The following is a 14,567-nucleotide window of genomic DNA, read 5'->3' on the forward strand; positions in this document are numbered from 1 at the left end:
AAAGGGCGCCACGTGCGCCCTTTGGCATGTGACAGGGATGGAGAGGCTTGTCCGCGGGTTACCAGCGGAAGAAGTAACGCGCGTTGACCCGTGCGGCCGGATCGCCTCCGGCAGCGCGATTGATTTCGCCGGTGACCGTGAACTGTTTGCCGAGCTTCTGCTCGAGAGCGATGCCGCCGCCAAGCCGCTTGAAACTGTCGATGGCGCCGGCTTTCACCTGAATTGCAGAGCCCGTATCGCCATAAGACAGCTTCAGCGCCTGGTTCATGTCCAGACCGCTCCAGCTTTGTGCCGCCCCATCATAACGCAGCGTGTATTTCCGGCTGACCTCCAGGTCGAGATCCGGCGTCAGGATTTCCCGGTCCGCATAGGTCATCTGCGCCGCAGCGCTGCCAGTCAGCGCGTTGAGCGTGAAATCGACGTCTCGGCTCAAGCGGGACGCTGGCGTCTGCAAGGCCTCCGCCCGCACCCGCCCCCAGAGTTTGACTGGCGTGTCCACCGGCCCGCCGACCACGGCCGATGTCACACCCATGTCGACACCCGCCGATGCGGCCGTCCAGCCCGGGATACGAAGGCCCATCCGCGCCGTATAGGATGTGTCGGAGCTTTTGCTCGGCGTCCAGATCAGCAACGGCTCCTCGGCTGAAACGGGAACCGGCGCGGCTGCGAATGCGCAAAGAGCAAGAATTTTGCGGGTGATCACGGCAAGCCCCCATTCTGGCGTTTCGTTTGCGGCACGGCATATGTGCCGAACCGGGCGTCGCCCTCCCCGCGTCCTCCTCACGTTCCTGTACCACTTTAATCCAAAATCTGACAGAAGCGCAGCCACGATATGGTGACTGTGTGACTTTGGGGCATCAATTTTCGAATAGTTACAAAATGCGACACAACGTGACGAGCATCGGATCGCTTTCATGTTAGCATGGCATTGAAAAAGAAAAAAACGAGCTACTTCACACCGGGAGGTATCGCGTTATCCGGATCGGTCGTCGCCTGATGCAGCAAGGATTGTTGCCGACGATAGCCACGGGTCAGGATGTAACGCGATAGTCAACAGAAACGGGTAATCTGCCCGGAAAACGTGGACGAGACAAAGTACTCATGACGATTGTGCAACTGGATTCCGCAAAAAGGCAAACCGAACAGGCTGCCGGACCATCCATTCCTTCGCCCCTTGCAGATGTTTCCGCCCAGAGCCTGATCCGGATTGCAGCGCGGGTGGCCTTTGCCGTCGCGGTGATCGCCATCCTCTGTACCTGGCGCCAGACCGGTATCTGGTAATCCATTTCCCCAGTGAATTTGACGCCTGCCTGTCGCCGCCACCACGTCGGCGCCGCATTTGCGTTCAAGGAATGCCGCCACAGTGAAAACGCGCTGATTCGTTTGACATTGTTTGCCCGTGCAAACAGCGTGGCCAAAAATGTCTCCGGCCTGTGCAAGGCAATTGCTCTTCCAGAAGAGCAGGCAGCGCGACACTGGCAATTTCAAGATGCGGGCAGCATCGACCATGGCAGTGCAGGCATGACGCAGGACAAGAGACGCAGGATCGTGGAACAGGTCATCCAGCGGCTCGATGCCAGTGGCATGGCATTCGAGACGGATCCGCAATTTTTATCCGCCATGAACGATTGGATTGCCGGCACCATAGAGATGCCGCAGCTGCGCCAGCGTTTTCTCGACCTGTTGCAGGAAAGACAATCGGCAGTGCGGATCCGTTACGCGCTGCCGCCCCGGCCGCCCGAAAAAGGGCGCTCACCCCTTGCCGGGAGCGCCCTTTCCACCCCTCTCAACCGCGAACACGCAGCGGAACTGCGGCAGGAGGAAATCGACATGGGGCGTAACGACTAGAAGGGATGTCGTGACTTCGGCCTGAAGGGCTGTTGCGGGGGCATCGCTCCCCGCCGGTGCGGGTGTTCAGGTCCAGTTAAGCTTACCACTTTACATTATCCCTTGTTCATATTCAAAACGGGGGAATATCATGGCATTGCACGGAACGGCCTTTGTTCTTGCCCTCGTCCTCTTTGCCATTTCCCTTCCGCTTGCCGCCAAATTTGCCCGGCACGACCCGCGGCCTGCGATCGATTTCTCCCGCATCCAGCGCTGAACCTGCTGATGTCCTGGATTGAGCCGCCCTCGATCAGGACCGGAACCCGTCCGGTGAAATCCGGCCCTGATGGTCCGTGCCTGCCTTGCGACAGGCAGAGCCATTCGCTACACACCGCGTCTGGCCGTTACGGCGCCGAGAGCGCATGACGCGTCATGGGACTTAAGGGACTTAACCAGCGATGATCGGCCGTCGCTTGCGGTCGTGAGAACGGAAAACAGCCATGAACACCCCCTGGAGTACACCGGTCGCAATCCTGATCGGCGAACCGCCGGAAGAGACCCTGATCACCACCACGCAGGCTGCAGCCTGGGCGATGATCGAGGACTGGCCGACCGAAGACGGCACTGCGCTGGACCGCGCCCTGACCCTCTGTGCCGCCGTGGATGCCCGCAAGAGCAAGCCGGAAGAGGCCCGCAAGGCCTTCGTCGACGCAGCCTCGGAGGCCGGCATTCTGATCCGGGCCTAATTATTTCTGGGGTAAACGGCCCGGCAATCCGTGTGATTGCCATGGCCGGGACAGGCAACGCCACGCCATCCATGCGGGGGCATTGACTTGCCTTGGGGCGAATTTTGCAGGTAGCGCCTTACACCGGCCAATAGGCATCGTCTCGAAAATGCTCGGGAATTTCCGGCGCTGCCAGCAGCGCATCCACGACATAGCTGATCCGAAGCTTTAAATCGCGCATTTCCTGCGGCATCCGCACACCAAGGCCAAGCGAGCGGACCCGCTGCCATTCATAGCCCCGCTCCCGCAGGCGCCGTGCCGCCTCGCGCCTGACGTCCGCGACGCTCGGCGGCGCTGTTTTTTCGGCCGGTTCGTACAAACCGCCTCTGATCAATCGCAATGTCGATGCCATGCTCTTCCCCTGCCGTCCCCCTCCGGTTGTGGCGGACGAAGCTTGCGGGAAACTGAACGGACAGGCGCCGCAAACATATTTCCGCAGACATGATTACGTACGAATACGCCAATGGATCATCCGGCCCGGAAATGGTGGCCGGCCGATCAAAATCCTGTTATCATGTAGGGGCCGGCGCGTTGAGGAGCGCATCCGGCACATCGTCATTTCGGTTTGAGGAGACCGGCAATGCACTATCTCACACTCGTCACCGCACTTAATCCGTACATTCTCGCCGCTCTGGCCCTGGTGCTGGCGTGCGGCGTCTATGATCGTTGGCACAACACACACTGACGCCAACCCGTGAAATAGCAGATTGATGCCCGTGTCCGCTGCCGCTTGTGGATGGGGTGAAGACACGCGCCCTTCAACCGCCACCTGAATGCTGATAGTGTCTGGCCGGAAAACAACCGGAGATCCAGGCTTTGCAGCAGACCATGACCTTTGACGATACATCCAGATCGCTCAGCCAGACGCTCCGCGATCTGATCAGCGGTATCCGGGGCCAGACGGTCACGCTGCGCGAGCTTATGGATGCGGTGGGCGAACAGGGACTGTTGCTGATCTGCGCAGTCGCGTCGCTTCCGTTCCTCATCCCGGTGTCCATCCCCGGCGTCAGCACGGTATTCGGGGCAGCGATCATTCTGGTCAGCATTGCCATCTGCCTCAACCGCATGCCCTGGCTGCCGGCAAAGATCCTCGATCGAAAGCTTGATTCGGCAAAGCTCGTGCCGGCGCTGGAAAAGGGGGCAAGCCTCGTCTCGCGTGTCGATCGTTTCCTGAAGCCGCGCATGTCCGGCCTCACCACCGGTGGCGCCATCGGCCGCGTCAATGCGCTGGCGATTTCGGCCGGCGGCGTGCTTTTGATGTTCCCGCTCGGTCTCATCCCGTTTTCGAATACGCTGCCGGGTGTGGCGATCCTCCTCCTGTCAACCGGCATGATGCAGCGCGACGGCCTGGTGGTACTCGGCGGCTACCTGTTTTTGCTGATCACAGCGATTTATTTTACCGCACTTGCCTGGATGGCCGTCGCCGCAGGCCAGGGCCTTGCGGGCGTTCTCGGCTGATTGATTGCCAACGTTTTTCGTTGCCCCCGCGCCGGCCACTTTATCCCCGGTGCGATGGGCGCTCCGGCATTGATCACGGTTGTTTGGGGCGTGCAGTGCGTCTGCGGCCCCACCAAAGGGTCAGCCGGCGGCGCTTGCGGCGCACATAGGCAATATCGTGCGACAGCACCAGAAGGCCGAGCGGCACCATCCAGAAACCGAGAATCGGCAGAAATCCCAACGTACCCCCGCCGACAAGGGCTGCACCGACGCCGATGCGCCCGATCCGCGAGCGTGGCATGGGAACGCGCCTGCCCCCCAGATGCAACCGCCCGCTTGCCGCATCAAAGCCAAATTTGCGCGGCTTTTCCTTATGATCCACGGGTTTCACCTTCCAACAGCATCGTCTAACGTCGTTGGCCAGATGGGAAGCGGATGTGGATAAAGCAAGCAGGTGAAACTTTTTTGAAAAAACCGCTTGGCAAAACGATCAAGCGTTTGTATTACCCCGCTCACACCGCGGCGACGCGATGTTCCCTGGTAGCTCAGCGGTAGAGCATTCGACTGTTAATCGACAGGTCGCCGGTTCGAATCCGGCCCGGGGAGCCAAATTCTTCAGCAGATTGCTGACTATAGACAAAAGCCGGTTCGTTCGCGAGCCGGCTTTTTTCTTGGAAATTTTTGCGCGAATTGCGTTGAGGCAGCCTGAGCGCCCTCACCCCATCCTTATTCCGCATGAACCGCTTGACGTTCCGTTCGAAACAAATTAGAACAAAAGAAGAACAAAGACGGAGATGCCTTATGACGAGTGCAGAGCAAGTCGTAGAGAATGCATTGGCGGCCGTTGCCGCGTCGCGGGCCTTGCGTGAAAAGGCCGCGGAAGACCGCAAGAAGACGTTCCAGCGCATCCAGATCGCCAGCCAGAAGCCGCTCTATGTGCCCAAGGGCGTGCAGATGCCGCTGCGTTTCAGCTGATCCTGCGGCGCGGTGATGACGGCGTACGAACAGTCATTAACGGTTTCGGCGCTGCCTGCGCTCGAAATACCCGAGACGTCCGCGCCAGTTCGACGGGTTAATGTTGCGTTAAAAAAATCGGAACCGATCCGCCCGTCACCTGTTTTGTCATTGGCAAAAGCGGAATGCCTGAACCAAAAACAGGAGTAACACTTATGTTCAAGACACTGATGACCGTATCCATCCTCTCGCTTGGTCTGGCCGGCGGCGCTGTCGCACAGACATCCATGGGCAATGGCTCGGCAGCGGGAACCGACATGCAGTATGGCACCTCGACAAACCCCTCCTATGGCACCTCCGGCGCCAGCACGGTGGATCCGACGGTAACATACAGCACGACGGGCACCACCATTCATCCGGGAACGACACTGTCGTCTGACGGCAATTGCTCGGCCCCTGTGCCGGTTGACCAGGTCGAGCAGAGCAAGAACCCGGTCACGCGCACGCAGTGCTAATCTGGGCTGATCCGGGCTGATCTGGATCGATGCTGACGGTGGCGATACGGGAAGCCCTGTATCGCGCTTGGCATCGTAGTCCCTGAGATTTTAAAGGGGTGGCTTTAGCTGCCCCTTTTTCACGACAGTCCTCACGCGCCCCTGGCAAAAGACCCGCGGTAACGCGCCGGCAACCTGAAGGCGGTCTCTCCCCTTTGCCGGCCTTTCCGTCATCATTCGCCGGTATTCGCCTGTTTGCGCGAACGGATTTTACACGCACAGGTGTGGATGCGGAACGTATTTCCTTGCCGTCCGGCTCATGACGTCGGAAAAGCGTTCAAGCGAAGTTTTGCAAGATAGGGCAGTTCCATGACCATCAATCCGTCCGTGCTGAGTGTGATCGGCAATACGCCTCTGATCCGCCTCAAAGGCCCGTCCGAGCTGACGGGCTGCGACATTCTCGGCAAGGCTGAATTTCTCAATCCGGGCCAGTCGGTGAAGGATCGCGCCGCACTTTACATCATCCGCGACGCAGAAAAGCGTGGCCTGCTGCGTCCAGGCGGCGTCATCGTCGAAGGCACGGCCGGCAATACCGGCATCGGCCTGACGCTGGTTGCAAAGGCACTGGGGTATCGCACCGTCATCGTCATCCCGGAAACGCAAAGCCAGGAAAAGAAGGATGCGCTGCGACTTCTCGGCGCCGAACTGGTGGAAGTGCCCGCCGTTCCCTACAAGAACCCCAATAATTACGTAAAACTGTCCGGACGCCTGGCCGAAGAACTCGCCAAGACCGAACCGAATGGCGCGATCTGGGCCAATCAGTTCGACAATATCGCCAACCGGCAGGCCCATATTGAAACCACGGCCGAGGAAATCTGGGCGCAGACGGATGGCAAGGTGGATGGTTTCATCTGCGCCGTCGGTTCCGGCGGAACGCTGGCCGGCACCGGTATCGGCCTCAAGGCGAAGAACCCTGCCATCAAGATCGGCCTTGCCGATCCGGACGGGGCAGCGCTCTACGAATATTATGCCCATGGCGAACTGAAGTCGGAAGGCTCATCCATCACCGAAGGCATAGGCCAGGGCCGCATCACGGCAAATCTTGAAGGTTTCACGCCCGATTTTGCCTATCGCATCCCGGATGCCGAAGCGCTGCCGCTGGTGTTTGATCTGGTGGAGGAAGAGGGGCTTTGCCTTGGCGGTTCCTCCGGCATCAACATTGCCGGCGCAATCCGTCTGGCGCGCGACCTTGGCCCCGGCCACACGATCGTGACCATTCTCTGCGATTATGGCAATCGCTACCAGTCAAAGCTGTTTAACCCGGACTTCCTCTCCTCGAAGGGTTTGCCGATCCCGCAATGGCTGGTAGAGAAACGCGATATCGCCATTCCCTTCCAGCAAGCCTGAGGATCTCATGCCGACCATCCCCCTCTACCGCGATGATTTCTATCTATCCACGGCAGAGGGCGTGGTCACCGCCATCCACGAGGATGGCGGCATCGAGCTGGACCAGACCTGCTTTTATGCAACCTCCGGCGGCCAGCCGGGGGATACGGGCTTTCTGGAGCGCGCCGACGGCTCGAAGGTCCAGCTCGGCCCAACCCGGCACGGTCCGACGAAGGACATCATCATCCATGTGCCGCTTGCCGGCGAGGCCGTGCCCGAATTAGGCGAAAAGCTTGTGCTGCATGTCGACTGGCCGCGGCGCTACAAGCTGATGCGCATGCACACGGCCTGCCATCTGCTGTCCGTTGTCTGCCCCTTCCCCATCACCGGCGCTGCCGTCGGCGAAGACGAATCGCGCGTCGATTTCGACATGGGCGACACGGTGGACAAAGACGAGGTGACGGCAAAGCTGATGGCGCTTGTTGCCGAAAACCACCCGGTTTTCCTGCAATGGATCACCGACGAGGAACTGGCCGCCAACCCGGAAATCGTCAAATCCAAGAACGTGCGCCCGCCGGTCGGCCTCGGCCGGGTAAGCCTTGTCTGCATCGGTGAAAATTCCGGCGTTGACAGCCAGCCCTGCGGCGGCACACATGTGTCCGAAACCCAGGAGGTCGGGGCGGTTCACATCGCCCGGATCGAGAAGAAGGGCAAGGAAAACCGCCGGCTGCGCATCCGCTTCGGAACACCGGGCGGCGAGACCGCTTAAAGGCCGTCGCAACACCTTCCCCCCACGGCATCGTGGCGTGCTTGAGGCACGCCGACATCGAGGAGAGACACCATGAGCACGGGTCAAAGCCGCTTCGTCGTTTCCGCGGCCTGGGTGGAAAGCCAGCTTTCAGACCCGGGCTTTCGCGTCGTGGATGCCTCCTGGTATCTGCCGGCGCAGGGGCGCAACGGTGCGCTGGAATACGCAGCGGGCCATATTCCAGGGGCCGTGTTCTTCGATCAGGATGCAATTGCCGACCACACCACCGGCCTGCCGCATTCGCTCCCCTCGCCAGAGCTTTTTGCAACCGAGGTCGGCAAGCTTGGTCTTGCCGAGCACAATGTCATTGTCGTTTATGATGGTCCCGGCTTCTTTTCGGCGCCGCGCGTCTGGTGGATGCTGCGCGTCATGGGGGCCGAAAAGGTCTATGTGCTCGATGGCGGACTGGATGGCTGGAAGGCCGAGGGGCGCCCGCTCGAGACGGAGCTGCCGGAGCCGGAACCGGCGGTCTTTACCCCTCGCCTGCGGGCCCGCCGTATCACCAGTCTTCACGAGATGCGCGCCGTCGTCGAGACCGGATCGGCGCAGGTGGTGGATGCGCGTGGCCCCGGCCGCTTTACCGGCGACGAAGCCGAACCGCGTGCCGGCATGCGCTCCGGCCATATGCCGGGTGCGCGCAGCCTTCCCGCGGCCAGCCTTTCCGAAGGCGGCCACCTGAAAAGCCTTGGCGCCCTGAAGACGATGATGGACGAGGCCGGCATCGATCTGTCGCGGCCGGTCGTCACCAGCTGCGGATCGGGTGTGACAGCAGCGGTGGTGACGCTGGCGCTCGAATCGCTCGGCCACACCAGCAATTCGCTTTATGATGGCTCCTGGTCTGAATGGGGCGGACGCGCCGACACGCCTGTTGTCACCGGCCCGGCCGAGACACTGGAAGCCCCGACCCATGGCCCGATCAAGGCGCATGTCACGCGGCTTGAAATGACCGCTCCGCCGCGCCAGAGCCTTGCCGTTCCGGTCAATCTCCATACGGCGCTGATGAGCGCCCAGAACATTCCGCTGCATTATTACCGTTATCTCTACCGGCAGGTCGGCAAGCGCTGGCACTGGTACACTCGGCTGCGCCTCAGCGACGAGGAACTGTCGGCGGTGCTCGCCGACAAGCGGGTGTCGGTCACCATCCTTTATGTCGATGGTGCGCCGGCCGGTTTCTTCGAACTCAACCATATCAACGAAGACGTGGTGGAGCTGAGCTATTTCGGCCTTTTCGAACACGCGCTCGGCCTTGGAATCGGCAAGTGGTTCCTGCTGCAGGCGCTCTATTCCGCCTGGCAGCTCAACCCGAAGACCGTGACGGTGACCACCAACACGCTTGATCATCCGCGTGCCCTGCCGCTTTACCAGATGATGGGTTTTGCACCGGTTTCCACCAGCGATGCCTGGATCGAACCGATGTCGGATGCGGAAACCCTGGCGCTCGCCAAACGCGACTGATCTTTTCAGAACACCTGCGCATTAAAACACCTGCGCAAGAATCGGGTGGCGACAACGCCGCCCGCTCCGCATGGTCGCAAGCATCGCAACAGAGAGATGCCGCCATGCAGAACATCCATTTCACCGCCATGCCAACGAAAGCTGCCGACACATTTCGCAAGGGCGGCGTCGACGCCTATGGAAACGCTCCGGAACGCATGATCTCGCCCGAAGACGGCATGCCGTGTCGCCATTGCCTCGGGTTCATCGAAGACGGTGAGGATATGCTGGTCATCGCCTATCGCCCTTTCGACACCCTGCAGCCCTATGCCGAAACCGGACCGATCTTTCTTCATGCCCGCGATTGCCCGCGTTACGAAGCGGTCGAAATCCTGCCGCCGATGCTGACCAGCCCGGATTACATCGTGCGCGGTTATGGGGATAACGACCGCATCGTCTACGGCACCGGCGCGGTGACACCGACGGCAGAGATTGCCGCGCGGGCAGACGCACTTCTCCAGCGCCCCGATATTGCCTATGTACATATCCGCTCGGCCCGCAACAATTGCTACCAGTGCCGGGTGGACCGGGCCTGAAGCGGCCCGGTCAGCAGGATAGCCAGAGGCAAAAAGCCCAAAAAAATCAGTCGCGGGATGCGTCCGCCTCCAGATCTTCGGCCATCTGCAAAAGTGCCTTCACAATGCTGCCGGCGCGCCGTTCATCCTCGCTGAGGCGGCGTGCAATGACTTCTCGAAGATTGAGAAGGGCTGAATCGACACTGCGCGGCAGATCGGGGCCGTTCTCCTCGCGGCGGCCACGGCCTCCCTCCCGGCGCTGGCGAATACGCTCGGCCACCATGGAGAGCCGCTCCAGAATGGCGCTCGCCAGGCCCCGGTTGCTGTCGAGATGCGCGCGGCCCTCGTCGGTGATGGAATAGCGCTTCTTGTTGCCATCCATTTCCGCCGAGACATAACCCGCCTCTTCCAGATAGGTCAGCGTCGGGTAGATGACGCCGGGACTTGGCGCATAAAAGCCATAGGTCAGTTCCTCCACATGGCGGATGATCTCATAACCGTGACGCGGCTCCTTCTCGATCAGCGCCAGCACCAGCAGGCGCAGGTCACCCTGCAGCAAAAAGCGCCCGATGCGGCTATCGCCGCCATCGTCCTGCCCGCCCTCGTCGGAGCCCCGGCCCCGTCCGCCCCGGCCGAAACCGCGACCAAACCCATCGCCCCGCATGGCCAACAGGCCCTCCAGATCCATCCGCATCCGCTTGCCGCGGCCGGCACCATCTTCACATCTACGTCCAAACATCGATCGATCCTCACGATTGTTTTTCGATATATCTAAGATAGATCAAATCACTCGATACGCAAGGGATAGACCTATCGAAGATCTATCTTTTTTGAATGAAACGAGATCGAAATATCTAATTCCTTGAAAAGATTGGACTTCATGCACAGTGCCACCATCTCAAGATATATCGAAGACTGCGCATGCCCGGGCGCAGCACGGTTTGCCACCTTCCCGCCCCACCGGATACGCTTGTAAAGGATTGTGCATTTCAACGCCGAGTACATGTCATTTTCCTGATGCGTCCCCGTGGCATTGACCCTACAGTCATGCTGTAACGAATGAGGGAACGTCCATGTCACTGCTGCTCGCCCCACCCCCCATGACCCGCCGCTCGCTTTTGGGTGGTCTTGCCGCCGGCTCCGCGCTGGTGCTGCTGCATCCCTTTGCCGCCCGGGCCCAGGCCAATCAGGCGCATCTGCGGCTGATGGAGACGACCGATATCCACGTCAACATCATGCCCTATGACTATTATGCCGATAAGCCGAACGACACGCTGGGCCTGTCGCGCACCGCAAGCTTCATCGATCAGGTGCGCGCAGAAGCCGGAAATTCCATGCTGATCGACAATGGCGATCTTTTGCAGGGCAATCCCATGGGCGATTACATGGCCTATGAAAAGGGCATGAAGGGCGGCGATCTCCACCCCGTCATGAAGGCGATGAACGTGCTCGGCTACGACTGCGGCACGCTTGGCAACCACGAATTCAACTACGGGCTCGACTTCCTGTTTAACGTTATGGCGGGGGCGAAATTCCCTGTTGTCTGCGCCAACCTGACCAAGGGGCAGCTGGCGTCGGATCCGAAGAAGGACGACCTGTTCTTCAAGCCCTACATGATCATTGAAAAGCAGATCCGCGACGGTTCGGGCGCCACAAGCCCGCTCAAGATCGGCTTCATCGGTTTCGTGCCGCCGCAGATCATGGTGTGGGATGCCAAGAACCTCGAGGGCAAAGCGCAGACGCGCGATATCGTCGAGGCCGCCAAGGCCTGGGTGCCCGTCATGAAGGAAGAAGGCGCCGACATTATCGTTGCCCTCTCGCATTCGGGCATCGACGGCACCGGCCAGAGTGAGCGCATGGAAAACGCCTCGTTGTATCTTGCCGGCGTAGACGGCATCGATGCGATCTTCACCGGCCACCAGCATCTCGTCTTCCCCGGCCCGAAGGATTTCGACGGTATTGCCGGCGCCGACACGAAGAAGGGAACGCTGATGGGCAAGCCGGCGGTCATGGCTGGCTTCTGGGGCTCGCATATGGGCCTCATCGATCTCCTGATCGAAAAGGACGGCAACAGCTGGAAGATCGTCGACTTCACCACGGAGGCACGGCCGATCTACCACCGCGACGAAAACCGTAAAGTGGTGGCCGATGCCAAGGACAAGCCGGAAATCGTCGCGGCCGTGAAGGCCGAACACGAGGCAACGCTTGCCTATGTGCGCCGCCCGGTCGGCAAGACGTCAGCGCCGCTCTATTCCTATTTCGCGCTGGTCGCCGATGATCCCTCGGTGCAGATCGTCTCCAACGCCCAGACCTGGTACGTCAAGGACCTCTTGAAGGAAGGCCAGTACAAGGATTATCCGGTCCTGTCTGCTGCCGCGCCCTTCAAGGCCGGCGGGCGCGGGGGTGCTGATTATTTCACCGATGTTCCCGCCGGTGATATCGCCATCAAGAATGTCGCTGACCTCTACCTCTATCCAAACACCGTGCAAGCCGTGCTGATCACTGGCGCGCAGGTCAAAAACTGGCTGGAAATGTCGGCGGGCATGTTCAACCAGGTGCCGGAAGGCGCCAAGGACGTGCCGCTTCTCAGCACATCCTTCCCCTCCTACAATTATGACGTGATCGATGGCGTGACCTATCAGATCGACCTGTCGCAGCCGAACCGTTTTGACAAGGACGGCAAGCTCGTGAACCCCGATGCCAACCGCATCACGGATCTGAAGTTCGATGGCAAGCCGATCGATCCCGCACAGAAATTCGTCGTTGCCACAAACAATTACCGCGCCGGCGGCGGCGGCAAGTTTCCAGACATTGCCGGTGACAAGGTGATCCTGGTGGCGCCCGATACGAACCGCGACGTGGTCGTGCGCTACATCATCGAGCAGGGAACGATCAACCCGTCCGCCGATGCCAACTGGTCGTTCAAGCCGCTTGCCGGCACAACGGCCGTGTTTGAAAGCGGCCCGAAGGGACGGCAGTATTTAGGCGACGTGAAGGGCGCAAAGATCGAGGATGCCGGAGACGGCGCAGACGGCTTTGCGAAATTCCGCCTGGTGCTCTGAACGAAATAATCTGAAACCATCTCGGTCGCCGGCAAGATCACGCCGGCGACTGGCGCCTCAGTGCAGGATGCCGGCATGGCTCTCGCGGGCAAGCGCCTCGAACACCGCCTGCATGTCATCGGGATCGTCATTAACGATGAAAGGCTTCACCGCACTTTCCGGTTTTGCGTGGTCTACGACAAAGAGAAAAGCCATATCCTCCATCATCAGCGTTTCGGACGCCTGAAACAGAACGGCAGCATCCAGCGCGACATCGAGAAGGACACCGGAGGCTCCTGACAAAATATCTGCATCCAGTTTATCGGGTGAAATAGGCCCGACGATCAGGACGCCGGCATCCGCCCAGGCCTGCCTCACCGGATCGGCAACAAAATCCTCTGCCGCGACGATGACGATCTTCAACTTCTGCACCTTGATGCTGCTCCCAGGCGCTGGATATCTCGTCGCCGTCTACACATGACCGCTTATACCGGTCCAATTCTTCCCAACAGTCTGTGGAAGCAACAGTTTCAGTAAAAAATACGCAAAACGTGTCATAGCGATGCAAAACCCGCACCGCCACCCATGCGCAGGCGAAAACGGCACGGTGCGCAACCGGAGGATCAGCGCAAGGGCGCAAACCGACGAAGGAGGAGCCTTGCCCCCGGCGGACATGCCGTCCGGGGGAAATCCGTGTTAATGGCGGTGCGGTTCGCCTGATGTCGTGACGCCGGCTTGCGAAAACGTCGCCATGCCGGAATGACAGGCGGCGGCGGCCTTCACGATCCCGGCGGCCAAGGCAGCACCCGTTCCCTCGCCAAGCCGCATGCCGAGCGCCAGAAGCGGCGTCTTGCCAAGCTTTTCGATCGCCTTCAGGTGACCCGGCTCGCCGGACACGTGGCCGATCAGGCAATGATCGAGGGCCGTCGGATTGGCAGCCTTCAGGATGGCCGCCGCAGCCGTTGCCACATAACCATCTATGAGGACGGGGATCTTTTCGACGCGGCAGGCTAGAATTGCCCCGGCCATGGCCGCGATTTCACGCCCGCCGAGACGGCGCAGCACTTCCAGCGGATCGGAGAGATGGTCCTTGTGGAAGGCAACCGCGGCCTTCACCGCTGCAATCTTGCGGGCCAGAAGCTCGCCCTGCGAACCGGTGCCGGGGCCAACCCAGTCTTCCGCGTCGCCGCCATAAAGCGCAAGATTGATGGCAGCGGCAATCGTCGTATTGCCGATGCCCATTTCACCGATGCACAAAAGGTCGGTGCCGCCGGCAATCGCTTCCATGCCGAAAGCCATCGTTGCCGCACAGTCACGCTCGGAGAGCGCCGGCTCGCAGGTGATGTCACCCGTCGGATAATCCAGCGCCAGATCGAAGATTTTGAGGCCGAGATCATAGGTGGCGCAGATCTGGTTGATCGCGGCACCGCCGGCGGCAAAGTTTTCCACCATCTGCTGCGTCACGCTTGGCGGATAAGGCGTGATGCCATGTTTTGCCACGCCATGATTGCCGGCAAAGATGGCGACCAGCGGACGGTTGACGGCAGGCGGCCGGCCCGTCCAGGCCGCCAGCCAGTAGGCGATTTCCTCCAGCCGGCCGAGCGAGCCTGCGGGCTTCGTCAATTGCTGGTCGCGCTCGCGGGCTGCCACCAGCGCGCGGGTATCCGGGCCGGGAAGCTCGCGCAGAAGCACGCGGAAATCATCGAAAGGCAGGCCGCTCATGCTCATCGGATCATTCTTCCTTTGGTCTTTTATCGCCGCGCTAGGTTTGTGCGACGGAATCTGATTTGCTAGGCCCCTGTTTATCAGGCATCGACGGAGGAACA

Annotated in this window: 18 protein-coding genes and 1 tRNA gene; 13 read left to right on the forward strand and 6 right to left on the reverse strand. The window is 60.4% G+C overall.

The window, feature by feature from the left end; translation table 11 throughout:
- Positions 1-58: 58 nt before the first annotated feature.
- Positions 59-703 (reverse strand): hypothetical protein, encoded by a 645-nt coding sequence (locus AC4CWF_RS10595; RefSeq protein ID WP_491281649.1) that lies wholly within the window; start codon positions 701-703, stop codon positions 59-61.
- 398 nt (positions 704-1,101) lie between these two features.
- Between AC4CWF_RS10595 and AC4CWF_RS10600 the strand changes: the two genes are divergently transcribed.
- The 4 genes from AC4CWF_RS10600 (at position 1,102) to AC4CWF_RS10615 (ending at position 2,573) form a co-directional block, all read left to right on the forward strand.
- Positions 1,102-1,281 carry a hypothetical protein gene (locus AC4CWF_RS10600; RefSeq protein WP_491281650.1) on the forward strand — a complete coding sequence of 60 codons (180 nt, stop codon included), beginning with the start codon at positions 1,102-1,104 and terminating at the stop codon, positions 1,279-1,281.
- 12 nt (positions 1,282-1,293) lie between these two features.
- Entirely contained in the window at positions 1,294-1,848 is a 555-nt protein-coding gene (locus AC4CWF_RS10605; protein ID WP_491281651.1) for a hypothetical protein, read from the forward strand.
- Between the two features lie 130 nt (positions 1,849-1,978).
- Positions 1,979-2,104, forward strand: coding sequence for a hypothetical protein (locus tag AC4CWF_RS10610; protein WP_491281652.1), 126 nt, complete (start codon positions 1,979-1,981; stop codon positions 2,102-2,104).
- 223 nt (positions 2,105-2,327) lie between these two features.
- A complete protein-coding gene (locus AC4CWF_RS10615) occupies positions 2,328-2,573 on the forward strand; it encodes a DUF982 domain-containing protein (protein WP_491281653.1) in 246 nt (81 codons plus the stop codon).
- A 118-nt stretch (positions 2,574-2,691) separates the two neighbouring features.
- Here the strand turns inward: AC4CWF_RS10615 and AC4CWF_RS10620 are convergent, their stop codons facing one another.
- A complete protein-coding gene (locus AC4CWF_RS10620; protein ID WP_491281654.1) occupies positions 2,692-2,964 on the reverse strand; it encodes a hypothetical protein in 273 nt (90 codons plus the stop codon).
- 476 nt (positions 2,965-3,440) lie between these two features.
- Here AC4CWF_RS10620 and AC4CWF_RS10625 point away from each other — a divergent pair, with 476 nt between their 5' ends.
- A complete protein-coding gene (locus AC4CWF_RS10625) occupies positions 3,441-4,070 on the forward strand; it encodes an exopolysaccharide biosynthesis protein (RefSeq protein WP_491281655.1) in 630 nt (209 codons plus the stop codon).
- A gap of 73 nt (positions 4,071-4,143) precedes the next feature.
- On the opposite strand, the gene AC4CWF_RS10630 is transcribed toward AC4CWF_RS10625, so the two are convergent.
- Positions 4,144-4,350, reverse strand: coding sequence for a hypothetical protein (locus tag AC4CWF_RS10630; protein WP_491285350.1), 207 nt, complete (start codon positions 4,348-4,350; stop codon positions 4,144-4,146).
- Between the two features lie 233 nt (positions 4,351-4,583).
- On the opposite strand from AC4CWF_RS10630, the gene AC4CWF_RS10635 reads away from it, so the two are divergent.
- The 7 genes from AC4CWF_RS10635 to AC4CWF_RS10665 all read left to right on the forward strand — a co-directional run bounded on the left by AC4CWF_RS10635 (position 4,584) and on the right by AC4CWF_RS10665 (position 9,721).
- Positions 4,584-4,658, forward strand: a tRNA-Asn gene (locus tag AC4CWF_RS10635).
- A 192-nt stretch (positions 4,659-4,850) separates the two neighbouring features.
- Positions 4,851-5,024: a hypothetical protein gene (locus tag AC4CWF_RS10640; protein WP_491281656.1), complete on the forward strand. Its 174-nt coding sequence runs from the start codon at positions 4,851-4,853 to the stop codon at positions 5,022-5,024.
- A gap of 194 nt (positions 5,025-5,218) precedes the next feature.
- On the forward strand, positions 5,219-5,518 hold the full coding sequence (locus AC4CWF_RS10645; RefSeq protein WP_491281657.1) for a hypothetical protein: 300 nt from the start codon (positions 5,219-5,221) through the stop codon (positions 5,516-5,518).
- 348 nt (positions 5,519-5,866) lie between these two features.
- Positions 5,867-6,904, forward strand: coding sequence for a cysteine synthase A (locus tag AC4CWF_RS10650; RefSeq protein WP_491281658.1), 1,038 nt, complete (start codon positions 5,867-5,869; stop codon positions 6,902-6,904).
- Between the two features lie 7 nt (positions 6,905-6,911).
- On the forward strand, positions 6,912-7,652 hold the full coding sequence (locus AC4CWF_RS10655) for an alanyl-tRNA editing protein (RefSeq protein WP_491281659.1): 741 nt from the start codon (positions 6,912-6,914) through the stop codon (positions 7,650-7,652).
- A gap of 72 nt (positions 7,653-7,724) precedes the next feature.
- Positions 7,725-9,146, forward strand: a complete 1,422-nt coding sequence (gene sseA / locus AC4CWF_RS10660; protein ID WP_491281660.1) for a 3-mercaptopyruvate sulfurtransferase — start codon at positions 7,725-7,727, stop codon at positions 9,144-9,146.
- Between the two features lie 104 nt (positions 9,147-9,250).
- Positions 9,251-9,721 (forward strand): DUF1203 domain-containing protein, encoded by a 471-nt coding sequence (locus tag AC4CWF_RS10665; RefSeq protein WP_491281661.1) that lies wholly within the window; start codon positions 9,251-9,253, stop codon positions 9,719-9,721.
- Positions 9,722-9,767: 46 nt separating this feature from the next.
- Here the strand turns inward: AC4CWF_RS10665 and AC4CWF_RS10670 are convergent, their stop codons facing one another.
- Positions 9,768-10,439, reverse strand: a complete 672-nt coding sequence (locus AC4CWF_RS10670) for a PadR family transcriptional regulator (protein ID WP_491281662.1) — start codon at positions 10,437-10,439, stop codon at positions 9,768-9,770.
- 334 nt (positions 10,440-10,773) lie between these two features.
- Between AC4CWF_RS10670 and AC4CWF_RS10675 the strand changes: the two genes are divergently transcribed.
- On the forward strand, positions 10,774-12,762 hold the full coding sequence (locus tag AC4CWF_RS10675; protein WP_491281663.1) for a bifunctional 2',3'-cyclic-nucleotide 2'-phosphodiesterase/3'-nucleotidase: 1,989 nt from the start codon (positions 10,774-10,776) through the stop codon (positions 12,760-12,762).
- 57 nt (positions 12,763-12,819) lie between these two features.
- Here the strand turns inward: AC4CWF_RS10675 and AC4CWF_RS10680 are convergent, their stop codons facing one another.
- Both AC4CWF_RS10680 and cobT read right to left on the reverse strand, forming a co-directional pair.
- Entirely contained in the window at positions 12,820-13,173 is a 354-nt protein-coding gene (locus AC4CWF_RS10680; protein WP_491281664.1) for a hypothetical protein, read from the reverse strand.
- A gap of 264 nt (positions 13,174-13,437) precedes the next feature.
- Positions 13,438-14,469 carry a nicotinate-nucleotide--dimethylbenzimidazole phosphoribosyltransferase gene (gene cobT, locus AC4CWF_RS10685; protein ID WP_491281665.1) on the reverse strand — a complete coding sequence of 344 codons (1,032 nt, stop codon included), beginning with the start codon at positions 14,467-14,469 and terminating at the stop codon, positions 13,438-13,440.
- Positions 14,470-14,567: the final 98 nt, after the last annotated feature.

The sequence above is a fragment of the Neorhizobium sp. PAMB6630 genome (assembly GCF_058242775.1).